Below are 23820 nucleotides of genomic sequence, written 5' to 3' on the forward strand. Positions count from 1 at the left end.
AACACCGCGGCCGGGCGAACGGCCTGACGGGGCAGGCGGGTCCGGCGGCCGGCTCAGCCAGGCGTCCGCCCGGCCGCCGGCGCCGGCCGGGCCGGCCAGGGAGCCCGCGACTGGAAGACCGGGCTCTGCTGGTCGCGGCGTACCGGCCCACGAAGACAGCCGTGGTGTTTTCTGACGTAGACGGTGATGTGCGCCCCGCCGGCCTCGGTTGTCGCGTGCGGGTCGAAGCAGCGCCGGAGCGTAGCTGTTTTCGCTTCGTCCCGCTGGTCGGCCGATGCGGGTGAGCCTGCGCGGACGGCGACTATGCGGTCGAAGGCCGGCATGCGTGCCGCGACGGTCCGGGCGGGAAGTTCGACGCCTGCGAGCGTGTCCGACGAAACGGCGTCCCGCGCCAGCGCCAGGTCGGTCAGGAAACGGGTGTCCTCCGGGTCGGCTGCCGTCAGGACCCGGGCGGTGCCGGGAAGGTAGACCAGCCCGTCCCCCGGACGGCCTGCCGCGCGTACGGCGGCGCCGATGGCCGTGACGTTGTCGCTCCGGCTTCGGGGCGTCCGCAGCTCGATGCTCGCCGGGACGAGCGCGGCCAGAAGGGCCGTCGCGGCCAGCGCGGAGACCACGACGGTCCACGTGCTGCGGGAGGAGGCCCGCCGTCGCAGGAAGCGGTCGATCCGCGCTCCCAGGAGCAGGGCGAGTCCGATGTTGCCGTAGACCACGTACCGGTCGACGAAGAGCGGCACGGCCGGTGAGACGGCCAGCAGCACAAGTCCCGGGAGCACGAGGACCGGCACGGCCAGCGCGGACAGCCGTACCGGCCCCCGGCCTCCCAGGGGCACCGTCGCACAGGCCCCACCCACGGCTGCCGCGACCAGGAAGTAGCCGGGCCGCACCGGGCCGCTGATCCAGGAGACCTGCTCCGACTGGCCGACGCTGCAGACCGCCAGCGGCAGCAGCCCGACGGACACGCACACGGCGGCCAGCCCCCACCCTTTGAGCACCGGTCGCGGAACCCGGGAGACGAGCAGGGTCGCGCCGTGTGCGACGAGTGCCAGGACGGCGAACTCGTGGAGCAGGCAGGCCAGCAGCATCACGCAGCCGTAGACCGCCCACCGCCGGCGGGCCCGCGGCAAGGCGCCGGCCACGAGCAGGTACGTGGCCCATGCGATCAGCGCGCAGACCATCGCGTAGGAGCGGCCTTCCTGCGCGTACTTCTGCACCTGGGGAAGGAGGGGGAACACCAGCCCGGCCAGCAGCCCGGTGCGCGGCCCGGTCAGGCGCCTTCCGAGCAGTCCGACCCAGCCCGCCGCCGCGGCCATGGCCAGCACGGACGGCAGCCGCAGCGTCAGCAGCCCTCCGCCGAAGAGGCGGAAGAGCTCGTGCATCACGGTGTAGTAGAGGGAATGCACCAGATCGGCATGCCGGGCGGTGCGCCAGATCTGCGCGAGGTCGCGATGGGCGAGCTGGCACGTGACGGACTCGTCCCCCCACATGGTGTTCTGCCTGCGGATGCCCCACAGCCCCAGAACGATGGTCAGCGCCGCCGGCGCGAGGACGACCACCGCTGGGGGCGGGCCTGGTGGTTCCTCACGGGCAGGCGCGGGAGCGGGGCCCTTTCCGGCGGCAGCGGCAGCGGCGGGGGAGGGGGCGGGGGCGCGCTCGAACACGGACATCGGCGGCGGGACCTTTCAGCGGTGGCGGAAGGAGCGCCGCCAGCGTGCCCGTACCTCCTTGACCGGCTGCTGATCCAACCTGATCAGCCGATCAGGAAGGCCGAACCCCGCTGTGCGAGGCTGTTGCGCATGCGCATCCTGGTGGTCGAAGACGAAGTGGACCTTGCCCAGACGCTGCGCATCGGCCTGCTGGCCGAGGGCTACAGCGTCGACCTCGCCCACGACGGCCGGCACGGTCTGTGGATGGCCCGGACCGGCGAATACGCCGTCGTCGTACTGGACTTGATGCTGCCCGGCCTCAACGGCTACAAGGTCTGCGCCCAACTGCGCCGGGAGGGCAACACCGTGCCCGTCCTGGTACTCACGGCCAAGGACGGGGAGTGGGACCAGGCGGAGGCCCTCGACACGGGAGCCGACGACTACCTGGCCAAACCCTTCTCCTACATGGTGCTCGTCGCGCGGCTGAGGGCCCTCACCAGACGAGCCACCGCGGCCGTCCCGCCCGTGCTGTCCGTGGGCGACCTCTCGCTGGACACCGCTGGGCGGATATGCCGCCGGGCCGGGGTCAGGGTCGAACTCACGCCCCGGGAGTTCGCCGTGCTGGAACTGCTGGCCCGCCGGGCGGGTCAAGCGGTCCCGAAAGCGGATCTCCTGCACCACGCATGGCCTGACGAAGCGCAGGACCCCAACCTGGTGGAGGCGCGCGTCAGCGTCCTGCGCAAGAAGGTGGACGCCGCCTTCGACCGGAAGTCCCTCCAGACCGTGCGGGGGATCGGCTACCGACTGGTGGACGATCGTGAACGCGAGTAAGAGGCCGCGCCGATGGCTGCCGCGTTCGGTACGGGCCCGTGCCGCCCTGGCCGCAGCGCTGACCGCCGCGGCCGTTCTGGTCGGCATCGGCGGGTGGATGCACCACGAGATATACCGCCAGAGCGCGCGGATCGCCGAAGTACAGGCCCGCGAAAACCTTTTCGCCCTGGTCGGCCAAGTGAACGAAGGGGTCGTCCCCGACCGCACAAGCGCGGTCCCGTACGAGATCGTCGCCACCGGTCGGCGCGGCGCCGTCGCCTCAGGCGGGGGCCTGGACGCCGTCGACTCCGGCGCCCGCCACGTGCTGCCCGCCCCGTCCGCCCTCTTTGCCCCAACCCCCCCGCCGGACAGCGACGACGGCTGGTTCTACACCGTTCGCCCCCTGCGGATACCGGCGCGCGGCGGCCACGCCCCCACTGGCTCACTCGACCTGGCAGGCCGGACCTACCCGGTGCTGTACGTCGATACCTGGGCCGGCGGCCTGAGCCGTGACAAGGCCGCCGCGTTGGGAATCGCCCCCGATGCCACGCTGCGGACCTACGTGGTGGTGCTTCCGGAGACGGCCGCGGCGATCACCGCGACCACCGACGACCTGCTCCTGCGCGCCGGGCTGGCCGGCCTCGTACTGATCGCCGCCGCCGCCTACTTCACCGTCCGTCTCGCCCTGCGGCCGGTCGAGGCCATCCGCGCCCTGACCGCCTCGGTGACCGCCGACGACCCCCGCGAACGCGTCACCGTCCCCGCCACCGGACACGAGATCACCGCCCTGGCCACCACCATCAACACCACCCTTCAGCGTCTCGACACCGCGGCGGCGCGGCAGCGCCGCTTCGTCGCCGACGCCGCCCACGAACTGCGCAGCCCCCTCACCTCCCTGCTGGCAAGCCTGGAAGTGGCCCTGGCCTACCCGGAACGCACCGACTGGCCCACCGCGGTCACCACCGCCGCACGGCAGACCCGCCGCCTCCAGGCCCTCGCCGAGGACCTGCTGCTCCTCGCCCGCTCCGACGCCCAGGCCCCGGAAACCGCCTTGCAGGCCGTCGACCTGTCGGCCCTCGCCGCCAAACTGGCCGAGCAGTACTCCCTCAGCGGCAGCACACTGATCCTCACCTGCGACAGCACCGGACCAGCACCCGTGGACGGGAACCCCGGCGAACTCGAACGCCTGCTGCGCAACCTCATCGACAACGCGGTCCGCCATGCCGCCCGCCGCATCGAGATCACGGTCTGGACGGAGGGCACATGGGCCGTCCTCACCGTGGTCGATGACGGGCCGGGCGTGCCGGTCGAGGATGCCGAGCGCATCTTCGAACGGTTCGTCCGGCTCGATGACGCACGCTCCCGCGCCCACGGCGGCAGCGGCCTGGGCCTCGCCATCGCCCGCGACCTGGCCCACCGCCACGGCGGCACCCTCACCCTCGCCCCGCGAACACCCGGAGCCTGCTTCCGGCTGCGCCTCGCGCTGAACCGTTCCGGAACGGCGGGGGACCCCGGCTAGGAGCTCGCGGGGAAGCACGGCGTCGCCTCCCGTGATGCGGCTCGCTGCCGGGGCGTTCGCCGCCCGTTCCCACCAGGCCGGGACGGAGCGTCAGGAGCCGATGTCCACCAGGACTTTGCCGACCGAGCCGCTCTCGACCGCCCGGTGCGCGTCGGCAGTGCGCGCCAGGGGGAAGCGGAGCAGCGGCAGGCCGTGCTCCGCGCCGACCGGTAGCGCTCCGTCGCCCACCGCGGCGGCGACGTCCTGGGCGGCCGCGGCGCGTGCTTCCGGACCGGCCGTGTAGAGGACCAGGAACTGGAGGCGTGCGTTGAGCACCATGTTCCGCAGTACGTCCAGTTCGACCGGTCTGCCGCCGTCGTTGGCGTAGGTCGAGATCGTGCCGCGCGTGCGGAGGACGGCGAGGTCCAGGGCGAGATTGCTGCCGAGTGCCACCTCGGCGACGACGTCGACGCCGTCCGGGGCGCTCTTGCGGATGGCGGCGGCCGGGTCGCCCTCGCGGTAGTTGACCACGTGGTGGGCTCCGGCGGCGGTGGCGAGCCGGGCTTTCTCCGGGCTGCTGACCGTGCTGATCACCGTGGCGCCGGACCATCGGGCGAGCTGGATCACCGCGTGTCCCACCGCTCCGGCCCCACCCGCGGCCAGCACCACCTTCCCGTCGAGGGTGCCGGGCCCGAGCCGGCGCGGCCCGTCCTCGGTGACGGTGAGCGCGCGGTGTGCGGTCAGCGCGGGGACGCCGAGCGAGGCGCCGATGTCGAAGCCGGCCTCGTCGGGCAGGGGTACGGCCTGTTCCGCGGGCACGACGGTGAACTCGGCGGCGGTGCCGGTGGGCCGCCCGGCGGCGGCCATGAACAGCCAGACCCGCTGACCGACCCGGCTGCGGGCGACGCCCTCACCGACGGCGTCGATCGTGCCGGCGCCGTCGAGGTGCGGGGTGACCTCGGGGAAGTGCTTGGGGTGGCCGGCACCGGAGCGTGCCTGCCAGTCGGTCGGGTTGACACCGGATACGGCGACCCGGACCCGGACCTCGCCCGGGCCGGGCTCGGGGAGGTCGCGGTCGACGAACCGGAGAACGTCGGGTGTGCCGGTGTCGCGGTAGATGATGGCTTTCATGATCCGTCCTTGGTGCCTGGTGGAGTGGGCGGCCCGGCATGGCCTGATGCTTCGTCATGGCTCCCGGCGGGGCGGGGGCTTGGTCGAGCCCCGGCCGCGGCGGTACCGGTCAGCCGACGGGGACGTCGTGGGTGCGGGCTCCTGACGGAGCGGTCGGAGCGGTCGGGGCGGTCACGACGCGGTCTCCTCAGCCGGTGTCCGCAGGGCGGTGTAGAGCAGTTCGGCCTGGTAGAGCGCCATGATCCGGTGGGCGATCGGGGCGGCCTGCTCCCGGGCCGGGGCCGTTTCGCGGTGCTCGACCTTGACGAGCCAGGCCGTGACGCAGTCGTGCAGCATCGCGCGCATCCGCTCGGTCGCGTCGACGACGATGGCGTGGACCTCCGGGTCGGTGGTCGCCTCGCTCCAGGTCTGCACGCCGACCCGGGCGTGGACGGGGTCGATCGCGGCGGTCAGCCGGGAGAGCAGTTCGTCCGGGTCGGGCGGGACGTCGGCCGCGGCGAACTCGCCGATGGTGTCGGCGCGTTGGTGGAGCATCTGGCGGGCGGCGGCGCGGACCAGGTCGGCCTTGTTGCGGTAGTGCGTGTAGATCGAGCCGGTCGACAGGCCGGACTCGGCGGTGATGTCGGCGATCGAGGTCCGCTCCAGGCCGTAGCGGCTGAAGCAGCGGACGGCGGCGTCCGTGATCTGGGTGCGCCGGAGTTCCTTGCGCGCGTCGGTGAGCCGAGGCACACCTCCACCTCCTCGCAAAAAGAATCGTTATTCTGCTTGTGGAAACACTAGCAGAACAACGATTCTGTATGTGGGAGGTGTGTTAGAGGAGGTGGGCGCGGGGTCCGAGGTGCGTCAGAAGGTGATGACGGTGGCCTGTTCGAGGGTGAAGCGGACGAACTCGTCGCGGGCCACGCGAAGTTCGAGCCCGCGGGCGGCGAGCTGGTCCTCGGTGCCGTCCGCCCGGGCGGCGTTGACGCAGGCGCCCACCCGGACGCCGCCGGCGATCAGCTCGTCGATCTGCCGGTTGAAGGTCGCGACCGCCTCCGAGCCGCCCGCACCGCTGAGGCGGCGCTGGGCCGGCCCGAAGCAGAAGACCTCGACAAAGACTCCCCGCTCCGGCGCGACCTCCTGGATGCGCTGCGCCACCCGCGTCCCGGTGGCCAGCGAGTCATCGTCGTCGTGGAACACGTGAACAACCGTCTTGGGCATGGCGCACTTCCGCTCGTGTCGCAGGTTCGGGACCGCGCCCGACCCTAGTCGTCCTTCTCGCAGAACAAGACGCGCGTCTCACCAAGTGAAACGCTGAGGGTTTGCGCGCACCCCTCGGCGCCCGCGGCGGGAACCGGTTGCTCGCCCCCAGGGCGCCGTCGTGGATCTTGAGCCCGCCCGCTCCGAGGAAGCCGGTGGGGCCTGACCACGGCCGAGCGGGACCACCTGCGGGCGCTCGTCAACGGGTCCCCGCGGCCCGGCGCGCCTTCACGGCCGGCCCGGTCACGCCGCCGGGGCGGTCGCCAAAGCCCGGGCCACCCGCCGCAGATGCGTGATCAGCGGATTCGGGTCGCCGTTGCGGTGGACCAGCACGACCTGACTGCGTGGTGCGTCCTCGATCGGGACGGTGACGAGGCCGGGGCGCAGAGTGCTGCGCCGGTCACCGACCGGCAGCACGGCGACGGCCCTGCCGCCGGCGACCAGTTCGAGCTTGTCTTCGTAGCTCTCGATCGGCGGCAGGCCGGTCCCGAGGACGCGGTAGGAAGTCCAGTCGGCCGTCTCCAGCCGGCAGGGCGCCTCCTCCAGGCCGGCGAGGTCCTCCGCGGTCACCGACGTGCGGTCGGCCAGGGGGTGGCCGCGTGGGACCGCGAGCATCCGGGGCTCGTCGTACAGCGGCGTGGTGGACACCTCGTCGGCGGCGAGCGGCAGCGGGGCCCGCGCGATCAGGGCGTCCACGCGCCTGTCGGCCAATGATCCGACGTCGCGGCAGCTCAGGTACCGGGTGGCGACCTCGGCGTCCGGGCGGCGCCGGCGCAGTTCCTCCACGACGGGGGTGATCACCAGGTCCTCGACGTAGCCGATGACGATCCGTTCGGCTTCGGCTCCTTCGCGCACGGCCGACTCGGCCTGACGGGCGGCCGCCAGCAGGACGTGGGCGCGGGGGAGGAACCTCTGTCCGGCCGCAGTGAGCCGGGCGCCTTGGGGCACGCGGTCCAGCAGCCGTGTGCCGAGATGCCGCTCGAGCCGCTGGATCTGGCGGCTCAGCGCCGGCTGGGCCACGTGCAGCTCGGTGGCGGCCCGGCCGAAGTGCTGGTGCGCTGCCACCACGGTGAAGTAGCGCACGAGCCGCAGGTCCAGGTCCTGTCCGAGATCGTTCACCCTCTCAGGGTACGCGTCATGCCGTTTCGGAATGATCAGGTTGCCGAACCGGTCTTGGACGGCCGTGCCGCCCCGGGCATTGACTGACGGAGCAACGTTTCCCCGAGAAAGCGACAGGCGCGATGAAGGCGATCCAGTTCCACGAGGCGGGCGGGCCGGAAGTTCTGCGGTACGACGAGGTGCCGGTTCCCGGGATCGGCCCGGGCGAGGTGCTCGTCCGGGTGCACGCGGCGGGCGTCAACCCGCCGGACTGGTACCTGCGTGAGGGGATGAAGATCATGCCGGCCGAGATGAGGCCGGCGCTGGAGTTCCCCCTGACCCCTGGAACGGACATGTCGGGCGTCGTCGAGGCGGTCGCTCCGGACGTCCGCGGGTTCGCCGTCGGTGACGAGGTCTTCGGCATGCTGCGGTTCCCCGGGTTCGACGGCCGGACGTACGCCGAGTACGTGGCGGCACCCGCGTCGGACCTGGCGCCCAAGCCGGCCGGCATCGACCACGTGCGGGCCGCCGGGGCGCCGATGGCCGTGCTCACGGCCTGGCAGTACCTGATCGACCTCGGCCACGACGTGCCGTCCCCCTTCACCGGGCAGGTGCACCGGCCGGTGCCGCTCACGCCGGGGATGACCGTGCTGGTCAACGGGGCCGCCGGCGGGGTGGGCCACTTCGCGGTGCAGCTGGCGAAATGGAAGGGGGCACACGTCATCGCGGTGGCCTCCGGCCGCCACGAGCAGTTCCTGCGCAAGCTCGGCGCCGACGAGTTCATCGACTACACCACCACGCAGGCCGCCGACGTCGTCCGCGGCGCGGACGTGGTCATCGACACCGTCGGCGGCCCGGACAGCTCCCGCTTCCTGGCCGTACTCAAGCGCGGCGGCACCATGCTCCCGGTGTTCTTCGCCCAGTACGACCCGGAGGAGACGGCACGCCTGGACGTCACGGTCTCGAACATCCAAGTACGTTCCAACGGCCCCCAGCTCGCCGAGATCGGGCGCCTGTTCGACGAGGGCGGACTCCAGGTCGGGGTGGACAGCACCTACCCGCTGTCCGAAGCGGGCAGCGCGCACACGCGAGCCGCGCGGGGCCACATCCAGGGCAAGATCGTGCTGACGGTGGCCTCGTGACCGCCGAACTCCAGCAGGTGGTGGCGCGGTACGCCCACGCCCTGGACGAGCTGAACGTTCCCGAGCTGGAAGCGGTCCTGACCGAGGACACCACCTGGACCTTCACGATGCCCGGACCGCGGGTGCTCGGCCCGGTCGCCGGACGCGCCGCGGTCCTCGACTTCGTCCGGGACGGGCACGCGGCCCAGGACGGAAGGGTGCGACACCATCTCGGCAACGTCGTGGTCACGACGGCGGGCGCCACCACCGCCGAGGTGCGGGCCTATCTGCTGCAGACGAGGAACACCGGCGAGAGCGTCCGGACGATCGCGACCGGGGTCTACACCTTCGGGCTGCGCCGGTCCGAGGGCGGGTGGCGGATCGCCGAACTCGCCCTGACGCTCGACAACGCCTTGGCGGACGGGCCGCGGGCTGCTCCGTAGCGGCTCGGGCGTTCACGAGGCGGGTGGTCCGACACGTGACCGAATGAGCGGGGTGCCGGAGCCGCTCACATGGCCGCGGGCGGCCACCAGGAGCGGTGGAAGGGGTCGTCGGGGGTGATCGACCCGCGGGCCACCGGCTGCCCGGTCGCCGCCGACTTGTACAGGGCGGTGACGAACTCGGTGGTGCGGCGCGCGTCGGCGGTGGTGTGCTCCGGCGGCTCGCCGCGCCGCATCCGGGCCACCAGGTCCGCGAGTTGGGGCGCCTGGTGGGCGGGCACGTCGGCGCCGATGGCGTCCCAGCCGGGCGGCGGCGGGTCGTCGGGGGCGGCGGTGAACGTCCAGTGCCCGTTGCGGTAGGCGTACAGGTGCCGCAGCTCCACGCTGGCCCGGCGGCAGTCCAGCCGCAGGTAGGACTCCTGGCGGGCGGAGACGACGCTGTTGACGACCGAGGCGAGCGCGCCGCCGTCGAAGGACACCTGGGCGAGCGAGACGTCCTCGGTCTCGATGTCCCGGTCCACGGTGGCGATCCGCGCGCGGACCTCGCGCCAGTCCGGCATCAGCCACAGCAGCAGGTCCATGGCGTGGATGCCCTGCGTGACGGTGGCGCCGCCCAGTTCGGTCGCGCGCCGGCCGCGCCAGGGCGCGGCGTAGTAGTCCGGGCCGCGGTACCAGGTGGTCTGGCACAGCGCCAGCAGCGGCGGCCCGAGCACGCCGTCGCGCAGCAGCCCGCGCAGGTGGGCGGCGCCGGAGCCGGCCCGCCACTGGAAGACCGGCGCGCAGTAGCGGCCGGTGGCGCGCTCGGCGGCCAGGATGCGGTCGTGGTCGGCGAGCGAGCCGCACAGCGGCTTCTCGCAGTACACCCAGGCGCCCGCCTCCAGCGCGGCCACCGTCAGGTCGGTGTGCGTGAACGACGGCGTGCAGAGAACCACCAGGTCGGGGCGTTCGGCGGCGAGCAGCTCCCGCGGGTCGCCGTAGCCGCGGGGGATCGCGTGCTCGGCCGCGAAGCGCTCGGCCCGGGCGGCGTCGGCGTCCGCGACGGCCACCAGCTCCAACTGCCCCGGCAGGGCCCGGATCGCGGGCACATGGGCGTCCCCGGCGATGCTGCCCGCCCCGATGACCGCCGTGCGGTACGGCCGCGGCGCGCTCATGCCCGGCCGCCGTCCGCCGCGAGCCCCGCGGCCAGCCACCGCGTGGTCACCTCGACCGCCTCCCGCTCGGTGCCGGGGGTGTGGAAGCCGTGGTCGGCGCCGGGCATGCTGTGGAACTCCCATGCGGGCAGGGCCGCCGCGGCCTGCCGGGCGATGGCGTGGGAGACGTAGCGGTCCCGGTCGCCGTGGACCACCAGCGCGGGCGGGGACGCGGCGGCGTACCCCTGAAGCGGGTGGCTGCGGGCCATTTCCGCGAACAGCACGCGGCCCAGCGGGAAGCGGCCGCCGAGCGCCAACTCGCCGGTCGCGGCCAGCTCCTCGAACCGCTGCGGCCCGAAGTTCGCCAGGCCCCAGGGCAGTTCGGGGGCCAGGAAGGTCCGCCGCAGGTCCAGGACCGGGTTCCACAGCACCAGCCGGGCCAGCCGCGGGCCGAGCCAGGGCATCGACAGCCCGGTGGCGACGGCGCCGAAACTCGCGGCCACCACCGCCGACGGCCCGGGGAACTCCCGTTCCGCATAGGCCGTGACGGCTTCGAGGTCCAGCATCTCCCCGGCGATCGTGACCCCTTGCGGGGTGCCGCCGCTGGCGCCGTGCCCGCGGAAGCTGAACCGCACGGCGGTCAGGCCCGCTGCGGCCAGGCGCGCGGCGAGCCGGGTGAAGCCGCCGCCCTCGTCGAGGTCGGCGCCGATGCCGTGCGCCAGCACCACCGTGCCCTGCGGCCGGCCCCCGCCGCCCGGCGCGGGCCGGTGCACCGCGGTGTCCAGCTCGATCCCGTCGGGCGCGGCCACCCGCACCCGCTGTACGTCCGTCACGAACCCCTCGTCTCCTTCGCCGACTCGCCGACTCGCCGACTCGGCGACCCGGCGTGCCCTCCACGCCGTCCTGCGGCGGGCCGATCCGCCGGCCCGGCCCCGGCCCGGCCCCGGCGCGCCCCCCAGGCAGCGCACCGGAGCCGGGAGTTGCCCCCGCGTCAGGGCGTCCAGCGGTACAGCAGCACCTTGTTGAACAGGTCGTCCTCCACCTGCACCAGGTAGTCGCCGTCCGCGCGCTTGGTCGCGGAGATGCCGTACGGCACGTCCACCCAGCCGGAGCGGTCGGTCGTGCCGATGACCGAGCCGGCCGTCCAGGTGCCCACCGGGCTGGCGTCGGCGGCCTTCCACACCCACACCTGGCCGCGGGTCTCGATGCCGGCCGCGAAGATGTAGTCGCCCGCGAACGCCAGGCTCACCATGGTCACCACGATCGTCGAGGCGGTGTCCCAGGGCAGCAGCAGCGTCCAGGTCGGCGTGGTGTTGCCGGTGCTCCACTTGTCGTAGCGGACCAGGACCTTGCCGCACTCCTTCCAGTGCGCGTTGTCGAACGGCTGGTCCGGGGTGTAGCCGACCATGTACATCACGTCGGCGGCCACGTCGTAGTGCAGCCGCCGGACCACGCTGAAGGGCGCGGGCAGCGCGATGGTCTCCATCGACTCGTAGGTGTAGATCGGGTTCTGCTGACTGTCGAAGCCCTGGAGCGGGTAGCGGCGCAGGTTGCGGTCGCCGCCCTCCCAGATGTCGCCGTTGTCGTCGACGTACCACACCCAGCAGTTGCTGGGGGAGCTGGTGCCGTCGCCGGGCTGGACGTACTCGCCCGCCTCGAAGTTGCCGTTGCCGCTGAGGTCGCGCCAGATCCACTGGCCGGTCGCGGGCTGGTTGGGCGGCCAGGTCGGGTCGTCGCCGTTCCAGCGGGCCTTGAAGATCGCGCCGGACGGCTTCGCGATCTCGCCGTCCATCCGGTAGATCAGCAGGTGGGCGCAGTACATGCCGGTGACGTACATGTACAGCCGGCCGCCCAGCCGCTTGAGGAACGGCGAGGTGGCCGCGTGGCTGTGGCCGGTGAGGAACAGCCGGGCGTCCTGCGGGTAGGTGACGGAGTCCAGCGTGTAGCTGCGCCAGGTCGCGTCGCTGCCGGGCGCCTTGGTGTACGCCATGCTGTAGTGGCACTGCTTGGTGTAGATCTCCACGCCGTCGGAGGCCGGGTCGAAGTCGGCGGCGTCCACGAACGCGCTGCCCTGGAGCTGCCAGACCACCGCGCCGGCCGGCGAGAACTTCCGCAGCCAGGTGCCGAACTCGAACATCGCCACGTAGACGTTGCCCGCCGAGTCGCCGCCGACGCCGACGATGCCGAAGAACTTGTCCGCCGCGACCCGGCCGGGCGTGCCCGCGCCGATGCCGCCGGCCTGGCCGAGGCTGCGGGCCAGCGCCGGGGTGCCGGACAGGCCGGTGTAGGTGTGCACCTGGCGCAGCGGGCCGTTGTCGCCGACCAGCAGGTCGCCGTTGGCGTCGACGGCCACCGAGGTGGGTATCCACTGCGCGGACGGCCCGGAGATCGTGCCGGCCAGCGCGGCGCCGGAGTTCGAGAAGTGCAGGATCTTCGCCGGGTTCGCGGTGTCGACGTGCCAGAAGTGCCCGTCGTTGGTGTCGCGGGTGATGTTCGAGACGACCCAGATCTCCCCGCTGGGCGCGATCGCCACCGAGCCGGGCTGGTTGACCGTCCAGGTGTGCTGGACGGCGCCGGTGGCCGCGTCGAAGACCAGCACCCGGTTGTTGGCGCGGTCGGTGGCCACCACCTGGGTGTCGGTCGCGGCGGCCGCGGCCGGCGGGCTGCCCACCGCGTACGTCAGCGAGGTGGCGGTGCCGTCCAGGGTGTACCGGGTCAGCCCGTTGCCCACGCTGAGGTAGGCGTAGGTGCTGTTGACGGCCACCGCGTCGCCGTTCGCGCCGTGGCAGTTGCCGATGAGGTGGCCGTCCTTGTAGATGCCCGCGTAGTCGCCGGCCTCGTCCCAGAAGCTGACGGTGTAGACGGCGCCGTCGGCGGTGACCGCGATGTTGAAGACGAAGTCCTGCACCCACTCGGTCGCGCCGGAGAAGGTGTTGCCGGTCCAGGAGGTGACGACGTTGGTGAGCGTGGTGTCCAGGGAGGCGGCGGACCGCGCCTTGGCGAGGCTGCCCTTGGCGGTGGTGGCCGGCGCGGCGGCGCCGGCCGAGGCGGCGGTGGCCGGGACCGCCAGGGCGGCGCCCGCGACGATCGCGGCGTTCCGGCCGTAGCTGAGCAGTCGGCGGCGGCTGACGGAGCGGGTGCGAGGCGCGGACGGTGTCTGTGCGGGTTCCTGCTCGCTCATGGAAGGGGTCCTTCGTCGTGGGGTTCGTCGTGGGGCCGGCCCCGTGGGGAGGCCGGCCGGACGTCCATCGAGTGACCGGTCACTTGACGCGACGCCAAGCTAGGGGTCCGCGCACCCGGCGTCAATGCATCTGACCTCTTCCGTTGTCGCGGTCGCGCGATTAGGATGCGTCACATTGTCATGTGAACGGTCACTGAGAATCGAGGTCCTGCGTGTCCGACCGGCCGACCCTGCGGACCGTCGCGGCGGAGGCGGGCGTCTCCCACCAGACGGTCTCCCGGGTGATCAACGGCGACCCCACGGTCACCGAGCCGGTGCTCGACCGGGTGCTGCACGCGATGCGCGTGCTCGGCTACCGGCCCAGCGCGGGCGCGCGCGCCCTGGCGAGCGGCCGCACCGAGGTGGTCGGCGTCGTCCTGCCGCACAACCCCGGCTTCGCCTTCTCCAACGACCACCTGATCCGCCTGGTCCAGGGCGCCGACCAGGAACTGACCACCCGCGGCTACGGCCTGCTGCTGTCCACCCGCGAGGTGCCCGACGACCCGTCCTCGGCCTACCGCCGCTTCGTGCAGCGCCGCCAGGTCGACGGGCTGCTGGTGGAGGCGGGCGCCGGCGGCGACTCGCTCGCCGCGCTGCGCACCGCCGACTACCCGACGGTGGTGATCGGCTACACCGCCGAGGACTTCACCTGCGTCCACCCCGACGACGAAGGCGGCGCCTACGCGGTGGCCCAGCACCTGCTGGCCCTCGGGCACCGCCGGATCGCGGTGGTCGACGGGCCGCCCGAGAGCCGGCTCGCGATGGCCGCGCGGATGCGCGGGGTGCGGCGGGCCTTCGCCGACGCCCATCGCGAGATCCCCGCCGACCTGCTGGAACAGGGCGACTTCACCGCCGCCTCCGGCCACGCGGCGGCCGGGCGGCTGCTCGCCCGGGCCGACCCGCCCACCGCGATCTTCGCCTTCAACGACGGCATGGCGCTGGGCGCCGGGCGCCGGCTGCGCGAACTGGGCCGGGACCTGCCCGGCGAGGTGTCCCTGGCCGGCTTCGACGACACCGAGGCCGCCGACCTCGTCGACCCCGCGCTGACCAGCGTCAGCCTGCACAGCGTGGACGTCGGCCGCCGGGCCGCGCAGATCCTGCTCGACCTGATCGACGGACGGCCCCCCGCCGAGCGGGAGATCGTCATGCCCAGCACGCTCAAGGTCCGCGCGTCCACCGCCCCGCCCACCGCCGGCTGAAGCAGCCCGCCGCACACGCCGCCGCCTGCCCCCCACGCCGCCACCTGCCGGACCCGCCGCCGAAACCGCCGGACCGGCCCCGTACCGAAGCGCACCCCGCGCGCACCGCACCACCCGGAAAGGACCGTCGTACCGATGGAGAACGCCCCACACCCGAGCCACCGCCCGGAAGGCGGCTACGTCGAGGACGTCTCGCCCGGCACCGGTCGGCGGCGGCCCCGCGCGTCGTTCGCCTCCGACGCGCCCGAGTACTCCCTCGACGGCCGGTGGAGCTTCCGGCTCGCCGCGGGACTGCACGACCTCACCCCCGGCTTCGAACAGCCCTCCTTCGCACCCGACGCCGGCAGCGGCTGGACCGGCATCGCGGTGCCCTCGTGCTGGCAGATGGACGGAATCCCCGGCCCCGGCCGCTTCGGCGCCCCCGCCTACACCAACGTCACCTTCCCGATCCCCGTCGACCCGCCGCTGGTGCCCGACGAGAACCCCACCGGCGAGTACCTGCGCACCTTCGACGTCGAGGACGGCTTCGGCACCGGCACGGCCGTCCTGCGCTTCGAGGGCGTGGACTCCTGCTTCGCGGTCTGGCTCAACGGCCACCTGCTCGGCGACGGCAAGGGCAGCAGGCTGCCCACCGAGTTCGACGTCACCGAGGTGCTGCGCCCCGGCCGCAACGTCCTGGCGCTGCGCGTCCACCAGTGGTCCGCCGCGACCTACCTGGAGGACCAGGACATGTGGTGGCTGTCGGGCGTCTTCCGCTCGGTGCGGCTGCTGTCCCGACCGGCCGGCGGCATCGACGACTTCTTCGTGCACGCCGACTACGACCACCGCACCGGCAACGGCACCCTGCGCATCGACGTCCGCGGCGACGCCCGGCTCAGCGTGCCCGAACTCGGCATCGCCGACGCCGACCCCGCCGGGCCGCACACCGCGGCCGGCATCGAGCCCTGGAGCGCCGAGCGGCCGCGGCTGTACGCCGCCGAACTCGCCACCGCCACCGAGCGGGTGCCGCTGCGCATCGGCTTCCGCCGGATCGCCGTCGAGGACGGCGTGCTCACCGCCAACGGCACCCCGCTGCTGCTCAGCGGCGTCAACCGGCACGAGTGGGACCCGGTCACCGGCCGCACCCTGACCCGCGAGACCATGCTCGCCGACGTGCTGCTGATGAAGCGCCACAACATCAACGCCGTCCGCACCAGCCACTACCCGCCCGAGTCGGCCTTCCTCGACCTGTGCGACGAGTACGGCCTGTGGGTCGTCGACGAGTGCGACCTGGAGACCCACGGCTTCGCCGAGAACGGCTGGCGCCGCAACCCCAGCGACGACCCGGCCTGGCGCCCCGCGCTGCTGGACCGGGCCGAGCGGATGGTGGAGCGGGACAAGAACCACCCCAGCGTCGTCATCTGGTCGCTGGGCAACGAGTCGGGCGTCGGCGAGAACCTGCGGGCCATGGCCGAGTGGATACGCGACCGCGACCCGGACCGGCTCATCCACTACGAGGGCGACTGGGACAACTGCGCCTACACCGACCTGTACTCCGCGATGTACGCCGACTACCCCGCGGTCGCCGCGATCGGCGCCGGCCAGGAGCCGCGCACCGGCGACCCCGCCCACGACGCCCGCCGCCGCGCGATGCCGTTCGTGCTGTGCGAGTACGCCCACGCGATGGGCAACGGCCCCGGCGGACTGCGCCAGTACCAGGAGCTGTTCGAGCGGCACCCCCGGCTGGCCGGCGGCTTCGTGTGGGAGTGGATCGACCACGGGGTGGCGCAGCGCGCCGCCGACGGCACCCTGTACTACGCCTACGGCGGGGACTTCGGCGAGCCGGTGCACGACGGCAACTTCGTCGCCGACGGCCTGCTGCTGCCCGACCGCACCCCCTCGCCCGGCCTGCTGGAGTACGCGAAGGTCATCGAGCCGGTCCGGATCACCGCCCGCGCCGACGGCGGCGGCATCGAGGTGCGCAACCTCCACCACACCCGCGACACCGGCTACCTGCGGTGGACCTGGCTGCTGGAGGTCGAAGGCGAGCAGGCCGGGGAGGGCGACTGGGCGGTGGCGGCCACCGCGCCCGGCGCGACCGGCCGCGCCGACTGGCCCGAGGCGCTGCTCAAGGCGCTGGACGCGGCCGGACCGGGCGAGCGCCGGCTGACGGTCGGCGCGCAACTCGCCGCCGACGAGCCGTGGGCCGGCGCGGGCCACACCGTCGCCTGGGCGCAGTTCGCCCCCGCCGTCGAGGGCGCGCCGGACGCCGCCCGACCCGGCGGCGGACTCCCGCAGACGGCCCCGCGGTTCACGCCGCCCGCGACCTCGGGCACCGCGGTGCCGCGCCGCTCGGGCAGCACCGTCACCCTCGGCGACGCCGCGTTCGACACCGTCACCGGCACCCTGGTGCGCCTGGGCGGCCTGGCGCTCACCGGCCCGCGCGTGGACATCTGGCGGGCGCCCATCGACAACGAGCGCCGCTCGCCGCTGCTGGAGCAGTGGCTGCGCGCCGGGCTGCACCGGATGCGGCACAAGGTGCTGGACATCCGCGCCGGCGAGGACACCCTCACCGTGCGCACCAAGCTCGTCCCGGCCGGCCTGGACGTGGCGCTGCTCGCCGACTACCACTGGTCCACCGCCCCCGGCGGCGGCCTCGTCCTCACCCTGGACACCGCGCCGACCGCGCCCTGGCCGGTGCCGCTGCCGCGCCTGGGCGTCGCGCTGACGCTGCCGGGCGCGCTGGACCGGGTGAGCTGGTTCGGGCTCGGCCCGGGCGAGGCGTACCGGGACAGCGAGGAAGCCGTCCGCGTCGGCCGCTACGCCGCCACGGTCGCCGCACTCCAGACGCCGTACGTCTTCCCGCAGGAGAACGGCAACCGGCGGCATGTGCGCTGGGCCCGCCTGACCGCGGACCCGGCGGCGAACGCGAGTGGCACCGCAGGCGGCGGGGGAGCCGTACCGGGCCTGGCGATCACCGGCGCCCCCTGGTTCGACCTGACCGCCAAGCCCTGGTCCACCGAGGCGCTGTCCCAGGCCGCGCACACCTGCGACCTGCGGCCCGACGGCCGCACCCACCTCAACCTGGACCTCGAACACCACGGCCTGGGCAGCGCCTCCTGCGGCCACCCCCTCCAGCCCCGGCACGAACTGGCCGCCCTCCCGGCCCGGTTCACCCTCACCTTCGCCGCGATCGGGCCCGAGGCGGGTGAGGGCGCGGGGTGACGGTGCGGGGCGGTGCAGGGTGACGGCGCGGGGCGGCGCCCCCGAACCCGCCGGATGTAGGATGATCCGGCGAGACAACGTTGGCCCACCTCTCGGCGCCACGTCGCCGAGGGGGACACCACGTGACTGCACCGAGCCCGGGCCCGAGCGGCGCCGCCCCGCGGCGCCCGACGATGGCCGACGTCGCCCGCGCGGCCGACGTCAGCCTCAAGACCGTCTCACGGGTGGTCAACGGCGTGTCCACCGTCGACCCGGAGATGGCCGCCCGGGTCCGGGCGGCGGTGGCCCGACTGGGCTTCCGGCGCAACAGCATGGCCCGCGACCTGCGCACCCGCAGCACCTCCGCCACCGTCGGGCTGCTCATCGAGGACCTCGCCAACCCGTTCTACGCGCTGATCGCCGCGGCCGCGGCGCAGTGCGCCCTGGAGAACGACACCCTGCTGATCACCGCGAGTTCGGAGGAGGACGCCGAACGGGAGCGCCGGCTGCTGCTCCAGATGTGCGAACGGCGCGTGGACGGGCTGCTGGTGGTGCCCGCCGGCAGCACCGCCGACCACGTCTACCTGCGCTCCGAGATCGAGATGGGCACCCCCGCGGTGTTCCTGGACCGGCCGCCGACCAATGTGCGGGCGGACACCGTCCTGATCGACAACGCGGCCGGCGCGCGGTCCGCGATCGAGCACCTCACCGCCCGGGGGCACGAGCGGATCGGCGTGGTGTCGGACTGGCTGAGCATCCACCCGATGTCCGAGCGGCTGTCGGCCGCCGAGGCGGCCCTGGAGCGCGCCGGGCTGCCCTACCGGCCGGACCTGATCCGCTTCGGCCTGCACACCGTGCCCGACACCGAGGCGGCCGTCGCGGAGATGCTCGCCGGGCCGCAGCCCCCCACCGCGCTCTTCGCCCTCAACAACCGCCTCACCCTCGGCGTGCTCGGCGCCCTGAACCGGCTCGGCCAGGACGTCGCCGTGGTCGGCTTCGACGACTTCGAGACCGCCGGGCTGATGGCGCACCCGCTGACCGTGGTCTCCTACGACGCCCGCGCCATCGGCCGGATCGGCGCCGAACTGCTCTTCCAGCGCATCGCCGGCGACACCTCCCGCCCCCGCACCGTGGTCGTCCCCACCACCCTGGTCGAGCGCGGCTCGAGGCCCCCCGCCTGAGGCGCTCCGCCCTCAGCCGTCCTGCGGGCCGGCCAGCGGCACCCGCCACTCCAGCCGGGTGCCGCCCCCCGCGGCCGGGCCGACCTCGAACGTCCCGCCCAGGGCCCCGGCCCGCTCGGCGAGGTTGCGCAGGCCGCCGCGCGGCGCCCCGGGCGCGATGCCCGCACCGTCGTCGCGCACGGTCAGCTCCAGCGTGCCGGCCGCGGCCCGCAGCGTGACGTGGACCCCGCGGGCGCCGGCGTGCCGGGCCACGTTCGACAGCGCCTCGTCGAGCACCGCGACGGCCTCCTCCGCGACCGCCGGCGGCACCTCGGTGTCGATCGGACCGGCCATCTCCAGCGACGGGTTGAAGCCCAGCGAGGCGGCCGCGCGCTCCACCCCGTCCGCGACCCGCGCGCGCAGCCCGTGCCGCTCGGCCGCCCGGTCCCGCAGCCCGAAGATCGTGGTCCGGATGGTCCTGATCGTCTCGTCGAGGTCGTCGACCGCGCGGGTGATCCGCTCGGTGGCCTGCGGGTGGTCGACGAACCGCAGCGTGCTCTGCAACGTCATGCCCGTCGCGAACAGCCGCTGGATCGCCCGGTCGTGCAGGTCCCGGGCGATCCGGTCGCGGTCCTCCAGCACGGCGATCTGCTCCGCGTCCCTGCGGCGCGCGGCCAGCTCCAGCGCCAGCGCCGCCTGCCCGGCGAAGGCCAGCAGCGGCGCGGTCTCCTCGTCGCTGAAGGGCGCCGCCCCTTCGGTACGGGCCAGCAGCAGCACGCCGCGCACCCCGTCGTCGGTGACCATGGGCACCGCCACCACCGGCCCCAGGCCGCGCCACCTGGCCGGCCGCGCGGCCGCGGTCGCCCGGGGGTCCTGACGGATGTCGGCGGTGGAGATCCGCTCCCCGGTGGACAGCGCCGCGCCCATGAACGAGCCGTCCACCGGCAGCACCAGGCCGCGGTGCGCCTCGGCGTCCACGCCCAGCGCGATCGCCACCCGCAGATCGGCGCCCCCGGCGACCGGCAGCGCCAGCACACCGAGGTCGGCGCCCAGGATGCGGCCGGCGTCGCCGACGATCCGCTCCAGCACCTGCGACTGCGGCGCACCAGACAGCAGCGCGCGCACGATCTGCGCGTTCGCCGCCAGCCAGCGCTGCCGCCGCCGGGCGGCCTCGTACAGCCGGGCGTTGTCGATCGCGATCCCCGCCGCCACCGCGAGCAGCCGCAGCATCGTCTCGTCGTCCGCGTCGAAGTCCGCGCCGCCGCGCTTCTCGGTGAGGTAGAGGTTGCCGAAGACCTCCCCGCGCACCCGGATCGGCACACCGAGGAAGGTGTGCATCGGCGGGTGGTGGGGCGGCAGGCCGTAGGACGCCGGATGCTCCGACAGCTCGGACAGCCGCAGCGGCCGCGGGTCCCGGATCAGCTCGCCGAGGATGCCGTGCCCGACGGGCAGCGCTCCGATCCGCCGCGCGACCTCCGCCGGCACCCCCACCGTCAGGAACTCCGACAGCCGCGTGCCCTCGACCACGCCCAGCGCCCCGTACCGGGCGTCGACCAGCGCGACCGCGGACTCCACGATCCGGCGCAGCAGATGCGACAGATCCAGCTCGCTGCCCACCGACAGCAGCGCCTCCAGCAGGCCGTGCACGCGGGCCCGCGCGCCGTGCTCGGCATCGGCGCGCGCCTGCATCTCGTCCAGCAGGCGGTCTAGTTCCGGCCCGGGCCGGCGGCCGTCGTCGCCGAGGCTGTCGCCCACCGCATCCTCCACCCGCCCGATACCGCCCGATCCTGTCTGCCCGATCCCGCCCGACCCGGTCGCCCTACGCATGCCGCTGACCACCGCACGCTAGCCGCGCCCGCGCGCCGCCCGGCGCACCGACGCCGGGCACGGCCCGCGATCCGCCCGCGATTCCGCCCGACCGGGCGCACCCGGGGCCGAACGGCCCAGCGGCCCGCTCCGGGCGGCCCTGCCGCGACGGGCGCGGCTCGGGCAGCGTGGAGGGCACAGCCGCACGGAGGATGCCATGGCCACGCCGACGCTGGACGACACGACACTGGACCGGCTGATCTCGGCCGCGGTCGCCGCCCCGTCGATCCACAACTCCCAGCCCTGGCGCTACCGCCTCGACCCCGCCACGCTCACCGTCGAGGTGCACGCCGCCCCCGAGCGGCGCGTCCCGCACGCCGACCCCGAGGGCCGGGCCCTGCACCTGTCGGTCGGCGCCGCCCTGTTCAACCTGCGCGTCGCGGTGGCCCACTTCGGCTGGGAGCCGGTGGTGCGGCTGCTGCCGCACGCGCCCGACCCGGGCCACCTGGCGTCCGTACGGCTCGCCGGGCCGCGGCGCGGCGACGGGCGCACAGCCGCCGACCGCGCGAACGCGCGGCTGTACGAGGCGCTGTGGCGCCGCCACAGCAACCGCTTCCCCTTCTCCGACCGGCCGGTGCCCGAGGACCTGCTGCGCGACCTTGCGACCACCGCGGGCGACGAGGGCGTACGGCTGGTCCTGCCCGACCCGGCGGAGGCCGCCCGGCTGCTGGAACTGACCGCCCGCGCCGACTGGTACGAGTCCGCGGACCCGCGGCGCCGGGAGGAGTCCCGCTCCTGGGTGCGGGACGGGGCGGCGGACGGGGTGCCGTCCTCGGCGATCGGCCCGCGCGACGAGCAGGGGCGGATGCCGGTACGGGACTTCTCCGCGGCGCCGCCGGTGCGCCGGCCCCCGCCGGCCCCCTTCGAGCCCCACCCCGTGGTCGGCGTGCTGTCCACGCGGCAGGACGAGCCCGCGGACTGGCTGCGCGCCGGGCAGGGCCTGGAGCACGTGCTGCTGCTCGCGACCGTCCACGACCTGCGGGCCTCGCTGCTCCACCAGGCGCTGGAGTGGCGCGAGCTGCGCTGGGCGCTCAACGACCCGCACGGCGGGATCGGCCATGTGCAGATGCTGATGCGGCTGGGCTACGGCCCGCAGTCCCCGCCGACGTCCCGGCGCCCGGTGCGGGACGTCCTGGCGCCCCCGCGGCCGCCCGGGAGCTGACCGGACGGGCGGTGCCATCGGCCCCGGCCCGGGACCGGTCGGCCCCTGCGCCCGGGCCCGGGCGCGGACGACCATGCAAGCGCGGACGCCGCCGGGCCGCGCCCGAAGAGGCCGGCCGCCGAGAACGCAAGGCGAGGTCGCCTTGGACCTGCGCGGCCCGCACGGCAGCGGGCTGCCGCAGCCGGCCCCCGGCCCGCGGGTAGACCGTTCGGCCCTAGAAATCCGGGCGGCCGCCGCCCCATGATCGTTGTCACGGGACAGGAGGCGACTCGGGCGGAAGGGCGCAGTGGGATGAGCGAGGCGCGGCGCGGTGCAGCGCAGGGGCCGATCAGGGTGTTCCTGCTGGACGACCACGAGGTCGTGCGGCGCGGTGTGCGCGACCTGTTGGACGCCGAACCCGACATCGAGGTGGTCGGGGAGGCGGGCACGGCCGGCCAGGCGCTCGCCCGGGGGCCCGCGCTGCGGCCCGACGTCGCGGTGCTGGACGTGCGGCTCCCCGACGGGGACGGCGTCACCGTCTGCCGCGAGCTGCGCTCGCGGCTGCCGGGCCTGGGGTGCCTGATACTCACCTCGTTCGACGACGACGAAGCACTGCTGGACGCCATCATGGCCGGCGCCGCGGGCTACGTACTGAAGCAGATCAAGGGCTCGGACCTGGTCTCCGCGGTGCGCACCGTCGCGTCCGGGCAGTCGATGCTCGACCCGGCCACCACCACCCGCCTGATGAGCAGCCTGCGCGGCGGCGAGGAGGACGCGGACCCGCAGGCACGGGCGCTGTCCGGGCTGACCCCCAGGGAGCGGGAGATCCTCGGCCTGATCGGCGAGGGCCTGACCAACGCGCAGATCGGCCGGCGGCTGTACCTGTCGGAGAAGACGGTCAAGAACAACGTCTCCCGCCTGCTGGGCAAGCTCGGGGTGGAGCGGCGGGTCCAGGCCGCCGTCATCGCCACCGAGGACGCCGCCCACCGCGCGGAGCACGACCCGCCCGGTGGGCGCGGCCGCCGCTGACCGCGCGCCGCCGCGCCGCCCGGAGGACTCCGGTCAGCCGTCGTGGATCACCGCGACCGGGCACTGCGCGTGGTGCAGCACCGCGTGCGTCACGCCCCCGAAGGGCGCACGGAAGCGGTGGGTGGGCCGCCGGGCGCCCAGGACCAGCAGGTCGGCGTCCTCGGACGCCGTGACCAGGGCGCCGCCGGTGGACCGGGTGCGGACCGTCTGCTCGGTGATCTCCAGCTGCGGGAACTCCTCGCGCAGCGGCCGAACCGTCCGGCGCGTGGCACCCGCCTCGTCCGCCGCGACGGCCGCCACGTCGTCGACCATCGGGACCATGCTCCCCACGCCTTCCAGGAACATCCAGGCGCTCACCACCCGCAGCGCGGCGCCGCGGGCGAGTGCCGAGCGCGCGGCGAACCGCAGCGCGTCGCGGTCGCCGTCGTCGCGCGCCGCCGCGACCACCACTCCGCGCTCCGGCTCCGGCACCCGGTGCACCACGACGAGCGGACCGCGGGCGCGGGCCGCCGCGCGCAGGCCGACCGAGCCGAGCAGCAGGCCGGAGAAGCCGCCCAGGCCGCGGGAGCCCACGACGGCGGTGCCGGTCGCGCCCGCCGCCTCCAGGACGCTGTCGGCGGGGTCGCCGCGGCTGAGCACGGTGTCGACGGCCAGGTCCGGGTACCGGGCGGTGACGAGGTCGACGGTGTGCCGCAGGCAGCGGTCGGCGTCCTGGAGCAGCTCCTGGAGCCCCTCGGGGCCGACGTAGCGGGTCTCGTCGCTGCCGAGCGCGGACACCACGGTCAGCGGCCGGTCGCGGCGCGCGGCTTCCTCGGCGGCCCACAGCACGGCGACCCCGGCGGGCGCCGAACCGTCCGTGCCGACCACCACGGGCCCCAGGCCCCCTCTGGCCTCTGCGCTGTCCATGGCTCC

Annotated in this window: 19 protein-coding genes; 9 read left to right on the forward strand and 10 right to left on the reverse strand. The window is 74.4% G+C overall.

Annotated features, from left to right (window positions below; genetic code table 11):
- Positions 1-53: 53 nt before the first annotated feature.
- Positions 54-1664, reverse strand: a complete 1611-nt coding sequence (locus tag AC3ERT_RS01490) for a glycosyltransferase family 39 protein (RefSeq protein ID WP_435172294.1) — start codon at positions 1662-1664, stop codon at positions 54-56.
- Between the two features lie 129 nt (positions 1665-1793).
- Here AC3ERT_RS01490 and AC3ERT_RS01495 point away from each other — a divergent pair, with 129 nt between their 5' ends.
- Entirely contained in the window at positions 1794-2474 is a 681-nt protein-coding gene (locus tag AC3ERT_RS01495; protein ID WP_435172295.1) for a response regulator transcription factor, read from the forward strand.
- Positions 2461-3972: a sensor histidine kinase gene (locus AC3ERT_RS01500; protein ID WP_435172296.1), complete on the forward strand. Its 1512-nt coding sequence runs from the start codon at positions 2461-2463 to the stop codon at positions 3970-3972. Before AC3ERT_RS01495 ends, AC3ERT_RS01500 begins: the two co-directional genes overlap by 14 nt.
- Positions 3973-4062: 90 nt before the next feature.
- Here AC3ERT_RS01500 and AC3ERT_RS01505 read toward each other — a convergent pair whose 3' ends face one another.
- The 4 genes from AC3ERT_RS01505 to AC3ERT_RS01520 form a co-directional block, all read right to left on the reverse strand.
- Positions 4063-5082: an NADPH:quinone reductase gene (locus AC3ERT_RS01505; protein ID WP_435133409.1), complete on the reverse strand. Its 1020-nt coding sequence runs from the start codon at positions 5080-5082 to the stop codon at positions 4063-4065.
- A 171-nt stretch (positions 5083-5253) separates the two neighbouring features.
- On the reverse strand, positions 5254-5811 hold the full coding sequence (locus tag AC3ERT_RS01510) for a TetR/AcrR family transcriptional regulator (RefSeq protein ID WP_435172297.1): 558 nt from the start codon (positions 5809-5811) through the stop codon (positions 5254-5256).
- Between the two features lie 114 nt (positions 5812-5925).
- Positions 5926-6261 carry a hypothetical protein gene (locus AC3ERT_RS01515; protein ID WP_435172298.1) on the reverse strand — a complete coding sequence of 112 codons (336 nt, stop codon included), beginning with the start codon at positions 6259-6261 and terminating at the stop codon, positions 5926-5928.
- A 303-nt stretch (positions 6262-6564) separates the two neighbouring features.
- Complete coding sequence (locus AC3ERT_RS01520; protein ID WP_435172299.1) at positions 6565-7440, reverse strand: LysR family transcriptional regulator; 876 nt, start codon at positions 7438-7440, stop codon at positions 6565-6567.
- 122 nt (positions 7441-7562) lie between these two features.
- Between AC3ERT_RS01520 and AC3ERT_RS01525 the strand changes: the two genes are divergently transcribed.
- Entirely contained in the window at positions 7563-8561 is a 999-nt protein-coding gene (locus AC3ERT_RS01525; RefSeq protein WP_435172300.1) for an NADP-dependent oxidoreductase, read from the forward strand.
- Entirely contained in the window at positions 8558-8983 is a 426-nt protein-coding gene (locus AC3ERT_RS01530) for a nuclear transport factor 2 family protein (protein WP_435172301.1), read from the forward strand. The genes AC3ERT_RS01525 and AC3ERT_RS01530 overlap by 4 nt, the downstream gene beginning before the upstream one ends.
- 65 nt (positions 8984-9048) lie before the next feature.
- On the opposite strand, the gene AC3ERT_RS01535 is transcribed toward AC3ERT_RS01530, so the two are convergent.
- The 3 genes from AC3ERT_RS01535 to AC3ERT_RS01545 form a co-directional block, all read right to left on the reverse strand.
- A complete protein-coding gene (locus AC3ERT_RS01535; protein WP_335972818.1) occupies positions 9049-10131 on the reverse strand; it encodes a Gfo/Idh/MocA family protein in 1083 nt (360 codons plus the stop codon).
- On the reverse strand, positions 10128-10943 hold the full coding sequence (locus AC3ERT_RS01540; protein ID WP_335972816.1) for an alpha/beta hydrolase: 816 nt from the start codon (positions 10941-10943) through the stop codon (positions 10128-10130). The genes AC3ERT_RS01535 and AC3ERT_RS01540 overlap by 4 nt, the downstream gene beginning before the upstream one ends.
- A 158-nt stretch (positions 10944-11101) precedes the next feature.
- Positions 11102-13291, reverse strand: coding sequence for an NHL repeat-containing protein (locus tag AC3ERT_RS01545; RefSeq protein WP_435172302.1), 2190 nt, complete (start codon positions 13289-13291; stop codon positions 11102-11104).
- Positions 13292-13503: 212 nt separating this feature from the next.
- Between AC3ERT_RS01545 and AC3ERT_RS01550 the strand changes: the two genes are divergently transcribed.
- The 3 genes from AC3ERT_RS01550 to AC3ERT_RS01560 all read left to right on the forward strand — a co-directional run bounded on the left by AC3ERT_RS01550 (position 13504) and on the right by AC3ERT_RS01560 (position 18893).
- Positions 13504-14529: a LacI family DNA-binding transcriptional regulator gene (locus AC3ERT_RS01550; RefSeq protein ID WP_335972810.1), complete on the forward strand. Its 1026-nt coding sequence runs from the start codon at positions 13504-13506 to the stop codon at positions 14527-14529.
- Positions 14530-14664: 135 nt separating this feature from the next.
- On the forward strand, positions 14665-17733 hold the full coding sequence (locus tag AC3ERT_RS01555) for a glycoside hydrolase family 2 TIM barrel-domain containing protein (RefSeq protein ID WP_435172303.1): 3069 nt from the start codon (positions 14665-14667) through the stop codon (positions 17731-17733).
- 122 nt (positions 17734-17855) lie between these two features.
- On the forward strand, positions 17856-18893 hold the full coding sequence (locus AC3ERT_RS01560; protein WP_335972806.1) for a LacI family DNA-binding transcriptional regulator: 1038 nt from the start codon (positions 17856-17858) through the stop codon (positions 18891-18893).
- Between the two features lie 12 nt (positions 18894-18905).
- Here AC3ERT_RS01560 and AC3ERT_RS01565 read toward each other — a convergent pair whose 3' ends face one another.
- Positions 18906-20561: a GAF domain-containing sensor histidine kinase gene (locus AC3ERT_RS01565; RefSeq protein ID WP_435172339.1), complete on the reverse strand. Its 1656-nt coding sequence runs from the start codon at positions 20559-20561 to the stop codon at positions 18906-18908.
- A 334-nt stretch (positions 20562-20895) separates the two neighbouring features.
- On the opposite strand from AC3ERT_RS01565, the gene AC3ERT_RS01570 reads away from it, so the two are divergent.
- Both AC3ERT_RS01570 and AC3ERT_RS01575 read left to right on the forward strand, forming a co-directional pair.
- Positions 20896-21900: an Acg family FMN-binding oxidoreductase gene (locus tag AC3ERT_RS01570; protein ID WP_435172304.1), complete on the forward strand. Its 1005-nt coding sequence runs from the start codon at positions 20896-20898 to the stop codon at positions 21898-21900.
- A 291-nt stretch (positions 21901-22191) separates the two neighbouring features.
- A complete protein-coding gene (locus AC3ERT_RS01575; RefSeq protein ID WP_435172305.1) occupies positions 22192-22908 on the forward strand; it encodes a response regulator in 717 nt (238 codons plus the stop codon).
- Between the two features lie 33 nt (positions 22909-22941).
- Here AC3ERT_RS01575 and AC3ERT_RS01580 read toward each other — a convergent pair whose 3' ends face one another.
- On the reverse strand, positions 22942-23814 hold the full coding sequence (locus tag AC3ERT_RS01580) for a universal stress protein (RefSeq protein WP_435172306.1): 873 nt from the start codon (positions 23812-23814) through the stop codon (positions 22942-22944).
- Positions 23815-23820 lie beyond the last annotated feature (6 nt).

The organism is Actinacidiphila sp. bgisy145 (assembly GCF_057708125.1).

Coding starts and splice junctions, on each gene's coding strand:
- AC3ERT_RS01490 (WP_435172294.1), bottom strand. CDS start 1,664: ATGTCCGTGTTCGAGCGCGCCCCCGCCCCCTCCCCCGCCGCTGCCGCT.
- AC3ERT_RS01495 (WP_435172295.1), top strand. CDS start 1,794: ATGCGCATCCTGGTGGTCGAAGACGAAGTGGACCTTGCCCAGACGCTG.
- AC3ERT_RS01505 (WP_435133409.1), bottom strand. CDS start 5,082: ATGAAAGCCATCATCTACCGCGACACCGGCACACCCGACGTTCTCCGG.
- AC3ERT_RS01525 (WP_435172300.1), top strand. CDS start 7,563: ATGAAGGCGATCCAGTTCCACGAGGCGGGCGGGCCGGAAGTTCTGCGG.
- AC3ERT_RS01535 (WP_335972818.1), bottom strand. CDS start 10,131: ATGAGCGCGCCGCGGCCGTACCGCACGGCGGTCATCGGGGCGGGCAGC.
- AC3ERT_RS01545 (WP_435172302.1), bottom strand. CDS start 13,291: ATGAGCGAGCAGGAACCCGCACAGACACCGTCCGCGCCTCGCACCCGC.
- AC3ERT_RS01555 (WP_435172303.1), top strand. CDS start 14,665: ATGGAGAACGCCCCACACCCGAGCCACCGCCCGGAAGGCGGCTACGTC.
- AC3ERT_RS01565 (WP_435172339.1), bottom strand. CDS start 20,561: ATGCAGGCGCGCGCCGATGCCGAGCACGGCGCGCGGGCCCGCGTGCAC.
- AC3ERT_RS01570 (WP_435172304.1), top strand. CDS start 20,896: ATGGCCACGCCGACGCTGGACGACACGACACTGGACCGGCTGATCTCG.
- AC3ERT_RS01575 (WP_435172305.1), top strand. CDS start 22,192: ATGAGCGAGGCGCGGCGCGGTGCAGCGCAGGGGCCGATCAGGGTGTTC.
- AC3ERT_RS01580 (WP_435172306.1), bottom strand. CDS start 23,814: ATGGACAGCGCAGAGGCCAGAGGGGGCCTGGGGCCCGTGGTGGTCGGC.